The sequence below is a fragment of the Amycolatopsis sp. NPDC043887 genome, from assembly GCF_056435665.1.
Genome location: NZ_JBWKEB010000001.1, coordinates 773,970 through 784,220, shown reverse-complemented (window position 1 = coordinate 784,220; position 10,251 = coordinate 773,970). Strand labels below are relative to the sequence as shown.

Sequence of the window (10,251 nt, the reverse complement as noted above, 5' to 3'; positions counted from 1 at the left end):
GGAAGGGTTGGCGGGCACTTTGGGGTTCGCGGGGGTCGTGAGTGGCAATGCGGGTTAGAACCCGAATCGCCACTCACGACCACCTGTACCGAACGACCATCCGCGCCTGCGCGCCCTACTTGCCCTTTTCGGCCCGCGTCTCGTGCCACTTCGCGTACATGTCGTTGAGCTCCTTGATCATGAAGCTCAGGAAGTCGCGCATCTCGGCGACCCGCTCGCCCGCCGGCGTGTCCTCGCCCAGCGCCGAAACGCCCTCGTCGGCCGCGTCGCGCCACATGGTGATCATGCGGTCGCGTTTCATGAAGGTGGCGTACCAGAGGTCGTCGAAGAGCCGGTAGTGGTCGCGGCGCGAGCCGGGCTCGCGCTCCTTGGCGACCAGGCCGATCTGTTCCAGGTACCGCACGGCCCCCGAGATCGCGGCGGGGCTCACCGAGAGCTGGTCGGCCAGCTCGGCCGCGGTGAGGCGGCCGGCGTCGGTGGTCATCAGCGCGGCGAACACCCTGGCGGGCATCCTCTGCATCCCGATCTGGGAGAGCGTGAGGCCCAGGTGCTCCACGTAACGGCGGACGGCGTCCTCGTCTCTCTGGGTGCTCGAAGCACTCTCAGGCGTCGTCGTCATGAGCACATCCTCTCCTACGTCCCCCAGAGTGATCACACCATCCATACGGTTTCTTAACTTCACAACTTCGTGAAATCACTGTACATTCAGCCGCATGGAAAACGCCATCTCCATCTCCGGCCTCCACAAATCCTTCGGCCGGACCAAGGCTTTGGACGGCCTTGACCTGCAGGTACCCGTTGGGGAGGTGCACGGCTTCCTCGGCCCGAACGGCGCGGGGAAGTCGACCACCGTCCGGGTCCTGCTCGGCCTGCTCCATGCGGACTCGGGCGACGTCCGCCTGCTCGGCGGCGATCCCTGGAAGGACGCGGCGAGCCTGCACCGGCGCCTCGCCTACGTCCCCGGCGACGTGAACCTCTGGCCCAACCTGTCCGGCGGCGAGGTGATCGATCTGCTGGGGCGGCTGCGGGGCGGGCTCGATCAGCGCCGCCGCAAGGATCTGATCGAGCGGTTCGACCTCGACCCCAGGAAGAAGGGGCGCACCTACTCCAAGGGCAACCGGCAGAAGGTCGCGATCGTGGCCGCGCTGGCCTCGCATGTGGACCTGCTGATCCTGGACGAGCCGACCTCGGGCCTCGACCCGCTGATGGAGGCCACCTTCCAGTACGCGATCCAGGAGGAACGCGAGCAGGGCCGCACGGTGCTGCTGTCGAGCCACATCCTCGCCGAGGTCGAGGCGCTCTGCGACAAGGTCAGCATCATCCGCAACGGGCACACCGTCGAGACCGGCACGCTGGCCGAGCTCCGGCACCTCACCAGGACGTCGATCTCGGCCGAGCTGGCCGGCCCGCCGAACGGGCTGACGAAACTTCAGAACATCCACGACCTCAAGGTCGAGGGCAACCGGGTCCGCTTCGATGTCGAAACCCGCTCTCTCGACGAAGCGCTGCGGCAGCTCACCCAGGTCGGCGTCCGCAGCCTGACCAGCCAGCCGCCGACACTCGAAGAGCTCTTCCTCCGTCACTACACCACCGAAGCGAGCGCGAAATGACCGCGACGCTGGACCGTCCCGCGGTCTCGGGTGCCGCGCACGGACTCGTCGGCACTTGGCAGCTGACCAGGCTGGCGCTGCGGCGGGACCGGATCGTCCTGCCGATCTGGATCGTCCTGCTCGGGATCATGCCTTCGACCTCCTCGGGGACGTTCGAAACCCTGTACCCGACGGCCGCCGAACGGGCCGGGCTCACCGCGAGCATGGGCGCGAACCCGTCGCTTTCGCTGATCTACGGCCCGGCCTTCGACCTCTCGACCGCGGGCGGGTTCACCGCTTGGCGGCTCGGCGGGTTCCTCGCCCTGGTCGCCGGGCTGATGGCGGTCTTCACCGTCACCCGGCACACCCGCGCCGAGGAGGACTCCGGCCGCGCGGAACTGCTGGCCTCCGCGGTGGTCGGCCGATACGCCCTGCTGACCGCGGGCGTGCTGGTGTCCGCCGGCGCGAGTGTCCTCATCGGACTCGTCGAGACCGGGCTGATGATCGGCGCGAAGCTGCCCGTCGGCGGCTCGCTCGCGCTCGGCGCCGCCACTACGGCGACCGGGCTGGTCTTCACGGCGATCGCGGCGGTGGCCGTCCAGGTCGGCGAGTATTCGAGGACGGCCAACGGGATCGGCGCCACCGCGGTCGGGGTCGCGTTCCTGCTGCGCGCCGTCGGCGACTCGACCTCGGACGCGACCTGGGTCTCCTGGCTTTCCCCGATCGGGTGGGCGCAGCAGATCCGGCCGTTCGCCGACGAGCGCTGGTGGGTGTTCCTGCTGCCGCTGGCCGCGACCGTGGTCGTCGGCGCCGCCGGGTACGCGCTGCTCCCGCGGCGCGACGTCGGCACCGGCATCATCCCGCCGCGTCCCGGGCCCGCCGAGGCGGCGGCGTCGCTGCGCAGCCCGTTCGCGCTGGCGTGGCGGCTGCACCGGGGCCCGTTGATCGGCTGGCTGATCGGCACGGCGTTCTGCGCCGCGGTGTTCGGCTCGGTGGCGAGCGGTATCGGCGACGTCGTCGGGGAAAGCCGGCAGGCGAAGGAGATCTTCCAGCGCCTCGGCGGCACGGACGGGCTGATCGACGCCTTCATGGCGGCGATGACCGGCCTGTTCGCCATGGTCATCGCGCTCTACGGCGTGCAGTCCGCGTTGCGGCTCCGCGCCGAGGAGACCGCCGTTCGGGTCGAGCCACTGCTCGCGACGAGCGTGGGCAGGATGCGGCTGCTGGGAAGCCATCTCGTGTTCACGTTCGGCGGCACGGCGCTGATGATGGTCGTCAGCGGTGTCCTTTTGGGACTGTCGAACGGCATGCGGGCCGGCGGTGTCTCCGACTCGGTCGGGGACATGGTGGTCGCTTCGCTGGCGCAGCTTCCGGCGGTGTGGGTGATCACCGGCCTCGCCGTGACGCTCTTCGGCCTGGCGCCGAAGTTCTCGACGGCGGCGTGGGCGATCGCCGGGCTGGCGTTGCTGCTCAGCATGTTCGGCCCGGTGCTGGACCTGCCGCAGGCGGTCGTGGACGCCTCACCGTTCTCGCACGTTCCGAAACTGCCCGCCGCGGAGTTCACCGCGACACCGCTGGTCTGGCTGACCGCGGTCGCCGTGGTCGCGCTCGTGGCCGGGCTCATGGGCTGGCGGCGTCGCGACGTCGGCTAGCCACAGGGGAAACCGTGAAGGCCGTCCGTCGGGCGGGCGGCCTTCACGGTACTTGCCGTACTTCGCCACCGGGTCTCACGACCAGTTTCGCGGTCGGCACGCCGCCTCCGCACGCCTCGCCCGCCGGATAGGCGATCACCGGCGTCACGTCGAGGACGTGGGGTTTCCCGTCGTCGAGGGTCACCGTGGTCCGGACCGGCGTGGTCGGCAAGCCCCGGGTCGGGATGAAGACGTGCTCGCCACCGGGCGCGGACTCGGTCACACAGTCACCCGCCCAGCACAACTCCAGCGACACGCGGGTGATACCGGCGGCCACTTCCGGCGGGATGTCGAGGGAGATCCCCTCCGCCAGGCCGATGGCCGGGCAGGCCTTCTCACCGGAATCGCACGCGGTCAAGGTCGCGAGCAGGAGCAGGAGCAGGAAAACGGGTAGTCGCCGCATACCGGGCAGACGAGGCGAAGGCCGCCCTGGTTGCATCAGTCGATTCGGAACCCCGTGGTCGTACTGGTCGGAAGTGCCGTCGAGGTGAGTGAAGGCGTCACGGTCCTGGTCACCGTGCGCGGCGCCGGTGTGCTGGTGCGGGTGATGACGAGCGGTTCCGGGGCGCTGCCCGGCACGGTGACCGTGACCGGCCCGACCGAACGGGAGGTCGTGGCCGGGGACGGGGTCGTGCCGGTTTCGTACACGCGCCGCTGCGGCTCGCGGCTTGCCACCAGGAGGGCGGCGACGAGCAGCCCGGTCGCGAGGCCGGCGATGGCCGCGACCGTGACGGGACCGGTGGTGGGACCCTGACCGAACATCCGGCACCCCCTCGCCACGCGAAGCGCAGGTACGAGGACTTCTCGCGTTGATCTTACGTTTTGTTACGCAGCGTGCGCAATCCGTCGACAATGATCCGCACGAGATGCCGCTCTTCGAGTGAGTACCGTTCGGCGGCGAGGCAACCGGCGATCAGGGCGCGCAGATCGTCGCCGTCGATGTCCTCGCGCACCGCGCCCGCGGCCTGTGCCCGCGCCAGCAGCGCCTGCGTCGCCGAGCGGAACTCGTCGCCCGCGCTCGCCTTGAAACCCAGCCCGGTCGTCTCGGCGAGCGCGTCGCAGAGTGCCCGGTTGCGCAACGCCTGCTGGACGACGCGTTTGAAGAAGTCGAAGAACGCTTCGCCGGGGTCTTCGGCGGTCAGCAGTTCGCGTGCTTCCCGCGCGAACTGTTCGAGCCGGTCCACCACGACGGCTTGGAAGAGCGCTTCCTTGCTGGGGAAATGCCGGTAGACGGTGCCCGCGCCGACACCGGCGATCCGGGCGATCTCGTCGAGGGGGACAGCGAGGCCTTCGACGGCGAAGGCCTCTTCGGCGGCCGCGAGCACCTTCGCTCGGTTGCGGCGCGCGTCGGCGCGCAGCACGGGCTTGTCCACTGTTCCCCCTCCTCAACCGGGTCCGGCGTTCCGATTCAACGCCGCCGGTGACGAGGGCATTCCGTGAAGGCCTCCTTGCCTACCCTCAAGGTAGGCAAGGAGGCCTTCACTACTCGCCGAGCTCTCTGGGCGCGGCACCGGCGGCCGGGTCGCGAAGGTGAAGGAGAGCGGTCGGCCCAGGGCACAGCTCAGTGGACCGCGGTCTGCGTCCCGTCCGGCGTGAGCAGTCCTTGGACCGTGGTGAAGAGGTACTCCCAGACACCCGGGATCAGCACCACCGCGGCGACCGCGAACACCGGGAAGATCAGCCGGTTCTCCACCTTCTTGCCGGTGCGGAACCGCAGCGGCTTCGGCGGCCGGATCTCGTACCAGGTCTCGCCCGCGATCGGGATCGGGAACAGGAACGGACAGCCGGACTCGGTCAGCGCGTCGCCGAGGCAGTGCACGAAACACCCGGCCGCGACGGCGATGCCGAGCCAGCCGGAGATCTCCGCCAGTTGCGCCGCCTTGTCCGGTGGGGCGGTCCACACCCACCAGCCGACCGCGGCGCCGCTGACCGGCAGGAGCCAGTCGCCGAGCGCGCCTTCCGCGAGCAGCAGGCCGAGGACGACGACACCGAACACGGCCCATGGTCCGCCCTCGGCGGTACCCCAGGAGGTCAGGAAGCCGAGGCCGACGGCGAACAGGACGGTGTGCGAGAGGTGCCGGTGCTTACCGGTGACCTTCTCGTCGCGCGGTCCCTTGGTCAGCGCGTAGAGAGCCGCCGAAACCCGGCGAAGCAGCCAGGAGATCGCGCCGGTGAACCAGCCGAGCAGCTTCGACGCGCGAGCGCCCGGATGGTCCAGATCGGGCAGGAGAGCGAATCCGGCCGTGGTCGCGGCGAACACGACCGCCTGGTGCACCGTGCCCGCCCCGACCGCGGGTGCGAGCGCGAGGCCCGCGCACCATCCGGTCAGGGCATGCGTCCGCCCCATCATCGTGCTGCCCCCAGGTGTCGCGGATCACGAGCCCACGACCGTATCGGGGGATCAGGCGGGAGGCTCCTCCGACACGCTGAGGTGCTCGGCGACGCCGGTGAGCTCGATCACTCGGCTCACCTGCGGGCTGGGCACCAGTTCGAGCTCGACCTCCTTCTCGGCGGCCTGACGCTGCGCCTGGAGCACCACGTTCAGCGCCGAGGAGTCGAAGAACGTCACGCCGGTCAGGTCGGCGACCACCCGACCCGACGGTTTGTCGGTGATCAGGGCCCCGAGGGTCTCCTGAAGCTGCGGGCTCGTCAGCAGGTCGAGCTCACCGGTGACCACCACACGCGGTTCAGACGCGTCGGCGTCCAGCGTGATGCTGAAACCGGGCGGCGTGGTGTTCTGGTCCGCTGCGGGCATGCACATTCTCCTCATCAGGTGAGAACCGACGCTCAGCGCCGGAACGCGCCTGTGGTCTCAAGCGACGGCCGCGCCCAGTCCGGACACGGACGCACGCTCTTCTTCGGCGGGTAGGCGTGGCTGTCCCCGCAACGACAGTCCCAACCCTAACCCAGTACGGACGGGGCGCCACGATCGCCGTCGCGCGCGTCGCCGACCGGTGCCCGGGACGCGCTCAATGCGCGGTCAAGGCCTTGCGCTCGGCGCGGCGCTCGCGGAGGAACAGCTCGCGGCGCTCGATCTCGCCCAGTCCACCCCAGATGCCGTACGGCTCCTGCACCGAGAGCGCGTGCTTGCGGCACTGCGCCAGCACGGGGCAGGTGTGGCAGATGGCCTTGGCCCGCGATTCGCGCCGCTCGCGGGCCGAACCACGCTCGTTGTCCGTGTGGAAGAACAAGCTGCTGTCGGCGCCTCGGCACGACCCACGGAGCTGCCAATCCCACTCTTCCGCCACCACGTTCGGCAGCCGGCTCACGTCAGCCATGTCGGTCCCCGCCTTCCCAGGAGATCGTTTGTCGCCGGTTACATGCCCGCCCCCTGCGCGGCTCAAACGTGGGTTTGGTTTGCTCACACCCAGGGCATCTGACCGATCGGCAGCGCAGCTCGAGAGAGGAACACACGTGGTGGACAACACCCCGCCCAGCGGGGAGGGCGCTCAACTCATCGAGGTACGCACGGCCGCGGTACCGCACGTGGTACCGACTCTCCGGACGATCGTCGCGGACATCGCGATGCGCCAGGACTTCGACCTGGACGCCGTCGAAGACCTCCGGATGGCGGTGGACGAGGCGTGCTCCATGCTGCTCCCCTCGGCCGCCGACGGGCACCTGAACTGCGTTTTCTCGTGGAAGGACGGGCGGATCGAGGTGACCGTCTCGGTGCTTTCGGACTCCCCGGAACCCGACGACGAGACCGGTCTGTCCTGGCAGCTGCTCACCGCGCTGGCGACGTCCGCGCGGCGGAGTGTCACCCCGGCCGACGGCGGCTACCTGTCCAGGGTGGAACTCGTCCGGGAGAGCGAGGCGGCCCGGCCGTGACCGAACCCGTCGAGCAAGACGGCGCGGACGTCCCGGCCCTGTTCGAGCGCATGTGCGCGCTGCCCCAAGGCGTTCCCGAACGCGAAGCGCTGCGGGACGAGCTGGTGCGCGCGCACCTCGAACTCGCGCGCAATCTGGCGCGCAAGTTCCGCAACCGGGACGAGTCGATGGAGGATCTGGTCCAGATCGCGACGATCGGGCTGATCCACGCCGTCGACCGGTTCGACCCCGGCCAGGGGAGCGACTTCCTGGCCTTCGCGGTCCCCACCATCTCCGGCGAGCTGCGGCACCACTTCCGCGACAACAGCTGGTCGGTGCGGGTGCCCCGGCGCCTCAAGGAGCTGAACGCGAACATCTCGGCCGTGCGCGAAGAGCTGACGATCCGGCTCTCCCGCGCGCCGAAGCCCAGTGAGATCGCCGCCCATCTCGGCGTCCCGATCGACGAGGTCTACGAGGGTCTCCGTGCCGGCCAGGGCCGGTACGGAGCCTCGCTGGACAACCTCCTGGAGAACTCGGCGCACACCCGCTTCGGCGAGGCCGACGCCAACCTGAGCCAGGCGGAGCTGCGCGAGGCGCTGCGGCCGATGCTGGAACGGCTGCCCGACCGTGAGCGCAAGATCGTCGCGCTGCGGTTCGGGTCCGGGATGAGTCAGTCGGACATCGCCCGCCGTGTCGGTGTTTCCCAGATGCAGGTGTCAAGATTGCTCGCCGCCACGCTCAAGAAACTGCGGGAAGGTCTGAGCGAGACCGAACTCACGAACGGGACCTGATTCGCCGACGGCCCTTGTGGGTATCTGGGAGGCGAACAGCGGATCTGGGAGTCTCTCGTGAGGGGAGGTGCGGAACCATGACGATGTCCAAGACCCGATCGGAGGGCTCGTTGCCGGTGGTCTCCCTCCCCCTGCCGGTCGATGTGACGGCACCGGCCGTCGCGCGGCAGGCGGTGCGAGCGACTCTGGCGGGCTACGGCCTCGACGGCCCGGCGGTCGACGATGTCCTCCTGGCGACCTCCGAGCTGGTCACGAACGCCTTCGAGCACGGCGAGAAGCCGGACAGGCTCGAAGTCGAATACTCCGGCGGCAGGCTCACCCTGCGGGTTTTCGATTCCGGATCGGGGCGGCCGAAGCTGAAGGAGCCGTCGCCGATGGCGGCGCGCAGCCGCGGTCTCCAGCTGGTGCACGCGTTGTCCGACGACTGGGGCCACGAGCTCTGCTCCGGCGGGAAGTACGTCTGGGCCGTGTTCAGTCTCGACCGGGCAGACGCCCCAGCTTGAGCGCCGCGTCCGTTTCGGCGATGCGTTCCCGGAGCGATTTCCGCTCCAAGGCCTCGACGGCGGCGACCAGCACCTCCCTGAGCGGGTACGGCAGTTCGGCTTCCAGCTGCGCGGCCGCGGCGCTGGTCGCCGCCCATTCGGCTTCGAGCGTCGGCATCAGGCGCCGCGTCTTCTCGGTCAGCGAAACGATCCGCTGCCGGGCGTCGGCTCCGGGCCGGAGCGAGACGAGGTCCTGGCGCGCCATCTGCGCGATCGTCTGGCTGGCCGCGGAATGGGTCACGCCGACTTCGGCGGCGAGGTCGCGGATGGGCAGCGGCCCGTGCGTGACGATCGCGCGGACGAACGGCGTGAACCGCGGGCGGTAGTCCCCCAGCCCGATGTCCTCGAAGAACGCGGCGACGTCCGCCTCGGTCACTTCGAGGACGTGCCTGAGCAAAGTGCCCATCCCTCGTTCGCGCGGCGGCCTCCCCACCAGCGGATCATAACGACATAATCGCCGGATGACGCCCGAAGAGCTGCTGACGACCACCCGGACCGTCCGCAAACGACTGGACCTGACCCGGCCGGTGCCTCTCGAACTGGTCAAACACGCCCTCCAGGTGGCGCTGCAGGCGCCGAGCGGGTCGAACACGCAGCGCTGGCACTGGCTCGTGATCACCGATCCCGGGCAGCGGGCCGAGCTCGGCAAGCTGTATCAGCGGGCGTGCCGCGAGTACCTGGATTCCCCGCACGCGGCCGGGAAACTGTTCGCGGACGACCCCCGGCGGTCGAAGGTGCAGAAGCGCGTCGGCTCCAGTGTCGAGTACCTGGCCGACAAGATGGGCGAGGTGCCCGTGCACGTCATCCCGTGCTTGGAGACGAACAGCGCGGAGCTGCCCGCCGGCAACCAGGCGGGTCTATGGGGGAACCTGCTGCCCGCGGCGTGGAGTTACATGCTCGCGGCGCGGGCCGTCACGCTCGGCACGGCGTGGACGACGCTGCACCTCGCGTACGAGAAGGAGGCCGCGGAGATCCTCGGCCTGCCGGAGAACGTGCACCAGGCCGCGCTCATCCCGACGGCGTTCTACACCGGTGACACCTTCAAACCGGCCCCGCGTCAGCCGCTCGAAGAGGTCATGCGGCTGGACCGCTGGTAGGGCCGGTCGCCCGGCCGAAAGTGGCATTCGCGACCAGGTCGCCGTCGATCGTGGACGCGGGTTCACCTACCAGGCGCTGAGATAGGACTCCAGCCGGTCCGCCAGTTCCTTGGGGTGGCTCAGGGGCACGGAGTGGGAGCCGTCGATCTCGTCGGGGGCGAAGCCGAGCCTGTCCCGGACGACCCGGCGCTGGAACTCGGGCGTGAAGAAGCGGTCTTCGCGCCCGATGAGCACCTTCGTCGGGACGTCCGGCCACTCGTCCAGCGGCCACGGCTGTGCCCATTCGGCGCTGACCTGGTTCCGGCCGTGCGAGCCCGCCTCCGCGACGATGTCCGAGGGGACACCGTTGTAGAACTTCTCCTCGTCGGTGAGGTCCTTCGCGTCCTCGAAACCCGTGTTGCTCCACCAATCCCCGGGTGTCTCGCCCGGTTTGGGGATCATCGGCGTCAGCATCACGAGCAGCCGCGCCGTCAGCTTCCCGGCGACGAGCGGCGCGGTGAAGCCGCCGTAGGAATGGCCCAGTATCACCAGGTCCTCGCGGTCGCCGATCGCGTTCACGACGGCGTCGACGTGCTCCGGGAAACCGGCCTTCTCGTCGTCGATCGGCAGGTTCACCGCGACGACGTCGTGCCTGCGGCCGGTCAGCTCCGCCTCGAGGACGTGGAAGTCCCAGGCGCTGCCGCCACCGCCGTGGATCAGTACGAAGGTCGCCATCGCCCCAGCCAACCCGA

The 10,251-nt window shown here is 69.7% G+C and carries 15 protein-coding genes; 7 read left to right on the top strand and 8 right to left on the bottom strand.

Features of this window, described 5'->3' with window-relative positions:
* Positions 1-115: 115 nt before the first annotated feature.
* Entirely contained in the window at positions 116-619 is a 504-nt protein-coding gene (locus AC069H_RS03880) for a GbsR/MarR family transcriptional regulator (RefSeq protein WP_478223657.1), read from the bottom strand.
* A 94-nt stretch (positions 620-713) separates the two neighbouring features.
* Between AC069H_RS03880 and AC069H_RS03875 the strand changes: the two genes are divergently transcribed.
* Together AC069H_RS03875 and AC069H_RS03870 are read left to right on the top strand one after the other, a co-directional pair.
* Entirely contained in the window at positions 714-1,610 is an 897-nt protein-coding gene (locus AC069H_RS03875; RefSeq protein WP_478223658.1) for an ABC transporter ATP-binding protein, read from the top strand.
* On the top strand, positions 1,607-3,241 hold the full coding sequence (locus tag AC069H_RS03870; protein ID WP_478231265.1) for an ABC transporter permease: 1,635 nt from the start codon (positions 1,607-1,609) through the stop codon (positions 3,239-3,241). The genes AC069H_RS03875 and AC069H_RS03870 overlap by 4 nt, the downstream gene beginning before the upstream one ends.
* 43 nt (positions 3,242-3,284) lie before the next feature.
* Here the strand turns inward: AC069H_RS03870 and AC069H_RS03865 are convergent, their stop codons facing one another.
* Positions 3,285-3,683, bottom strand: a complete 399-nt coding sequence (locus AC069H_RS03865; RefSeq protein ID WP_478231263.1) for a hypothetical protein — start codon at positions 3,681-3,683, stop codon at positions 3,285-3,287.
* 84 nt (positions 3,684-3,767) lie between these two features.
* Here AC069H_RS03865 and AC069H_RS03860 point away from each other — a divergent pair, with 84 nt between their 5' ends.
* The gene (locus AC069H_RS03860; protein WP_478231262.1) at positions 3,768-4,034 is read left to right on the top strand and encodes a hypothetical protein; all 267 of its coding nucleotides are present in this window, start codon (positions 3,768-3,770) and stop codon (positions 4,032-4,034) included.
* Between the two features lie 61 nt (positions 4,035-4,095).
* Here AC069H_RS03860 and AC069H_RS03855 read toward each other — a convergent pair whose 3' ends face one another.
* From AC069H_RS03855 to AC069H_RS03840, 4 genes are all read right to left on the bottom strand, one after another.
* On the bottom strand, positions 4,096-4,653 hold the full coding sequence (locus AC069H_RS03855) for a TetR/AcrR family transcriptional regulator (protein WP_478231261.1): 558 nt from the start codon (positions 4,651-4,653) through the stop codon (positions 4,096-4,098).
* A gap of 188 nt (positions 4,654-4,841) precedes the next feature.
* A complete protein-coding gene (locus AC069H_RS03850; RefSeq protein WP_395862365.1) occupies positions 4,842-5,627 on the bottom strand; it encodes a metal-dependent hydrolase in 786 nt (261 codons plus the stop codon).
* A gap of 54 nt (positions 5,628-5,681) precedes the next feature.
* Complete coding sequence (locus tag AC069H_RS03845) at positions 5,682-6,035, bottom strand: STAS domain-containing protein (RefSeq protein WP_126732363.1); 354 nt, start codon at positions 6,033-6,035, stop codon at positions 5,682-5,684.
* Positions 6,036-6,249: 214 nt separating this feature from the next.
* The gene (locus tag AC069H_RS03840) at positions 6,250-6,558 is read right to left on the bottom strand and encodes a WhiB family transcriptional regulator (RefSeq protein WP_478231260.1); all 309 of its coding nucleotides are present in this window, start codon (positions 6,556-6,558) and stop codon (positions 6,250-6,252) included.
* 136 nt (positions 6,559-6,694) lie between these two features.
* Between AC069H_RS03840 and AC069H_RS03835 the strand changes: the two genes are divergently transcribed.
* The 3 genes from AC069H_RS03835 to AC069H_RS03825 all read left to right on the top strand — a co-directional run bounded on the left by AC069H_RS03835 (position 6,695) and on the right by AC069H_RS03825 (position 8,384).
* On the top strand, positions 6,695-7,111 hold the full coding sequence (locus AC069H_RS03835; RefSeq protein ID WP_478223664.1) for an anti-sigma factor: 417 nt from the start codon (positions 6,695-6,697) through the stop codon (positions 7,109-7,111).
* A complete protein-coding gene (locus AC069H_RS03830) occupies positions 7,108-7,881 on the top strand; it encodes a SigB/SigF/SigG family RNA polymerase sigma factor (RefSeq protein WP_478231259.1) in 774 nt (257 codons plus the stop codon). Before AC069H_RS03835 ends, AC069H_RS03830 begins: the two co-directional genes overlap by 4 nt.
* A 77-nt stretch (positions 7,882-7,958) precedes the next feature.
* Positions 7,959-8,384, top strand: coding sequence for an ATP-binding protein (locus AC069H_RS03825; RefSeq protein WP_478231258.1), 426 nt, complete (start codon positions 7,959-7,961; stop codon positions 8,382-8,384).
* On the opposite strand, the gene AC069H_RS03820 is transcribed toward AC069H_RS03825, so the two are convergent.
* Complete coding sequence (locus AC069H_RS03820; protein ID WP_478224427.1) at positions 8,353-8,829, bottom strand: MarR family transcriptional regulator; 477 nt, start codon at positions 8,827-8,829, stop codon at positions 8,353-8,355. The genes AC069H_RS03825 and AC069H_RS03820 overlap by 32 nt on opposite strands.
* A 55-nt stretch (positions 8,830-8,884) precedes the next feature.
* Between AC069H_RS03820 and AC069H_RS03815 the strand changes: the two genes are divergently transcribed.
* Complete coding sequence (locus AC069H_RS03815) at positions 8,885-9,520, top strand: nitroreductase family protein (protein WP_478223667.1); 636 nt, start codon at positions 8,885-8,887, stop codon at positions 9,518-9,520.
* A 66-nt stretch (positions 9,521-9,586) separates the two neighbouring features.
* On the opposite strand, the gene AC069H_RS03810 is transcribed toward AC069H_RS03815, so the two are convergent.
* Positions 9,587-10,234, bottom strand: a complete 648-nt coding sequence (locus AC069H_RS03810) for an alpha/beta fold hydrolase (protein WP_478231257.1) — start codon at positions 10,232-10,234, stop codon at positions 9,587-9,589.
* Positions 10,235-10,251: the final 17 nt, after the last annotated feature.

Coding starts and splice junctions, on each gene's coding strand:
- AC069H_RS03810 (WP_478231257.1), bottom strand. CDS start 10,234: ATGGCGACCTTCGTACTGATCCACGGCGGTGGCGGCAGCGCCTGGGAC.
- AC069H_RS03815 (WP_478223667.1), top strand. CDS start 8,885: ATGACGCCCGAAGAGCTGCTGACGACCACCCGGACCGTCCGCAAACGA.
- AC069H_RS03825 (WP_478231258.1), top strand. CDS start 7,959: ATGACGATGTCCAAGACCCGATCGGAGGGCTCGTTGCCGGTGGTCTCC.
- AC069H_RS03845 (WP_126732363.1), bottom strand. CDS start 6,035: ATGCCCGCAGCGGACCAGAACACCACGCCGCCCGGTTTCAGCATCACG.
- AC069H_RS03880 (WP_478223657.1), bottom strand. CDS start 619: ATGACGACGACGCCTGAGAGTGCTTCGAGCACCCAGAGAGACGAGGAC.
- AC069H_RS03865 (WP_478231263.1), bottom strand. CDS start 3,683: ATGCGGCGACTACCCGTTTTCCTGCTCCTGCTCCTGCTCGCGACCTTG.
- AC069H_RS03850 (WP_395862365.1), bottom strand. CDS start 5,627: ATGGGGCGGACGCATGCCCTGACCGGATGGTGCGCGGGCCTCGCGCTC.
- AC069H_RS03875 (WP_478223658.1), top strand. CDS start 714: ATGGAAAACGCCATCTCCATCTCCGGCCTCCACAAATCCTTCGGCCGG.
- AC069H_RS03840 (WP_478231260.1), bottom strand. CDS start 6,558: ATGGCTGACGTGAGCCGGCTGCCGAACGTGGTGGCGGAAGAGTGGGAT.
- AC069H_RS03820 (WP_478224427.1), bottom strand. CDS start 8,829: ATGGGCACTTTGCTCAGGCACGTCCTCGAAGTGACCGAGGCGGACGTC.
- AC069H_RS03870 (WP_478231265.1), top strand. CDS start 1,607: ATGACCGCGACGCTGGACCGTCCCGCGGTCTCGGGTGCCGCGCACGGA.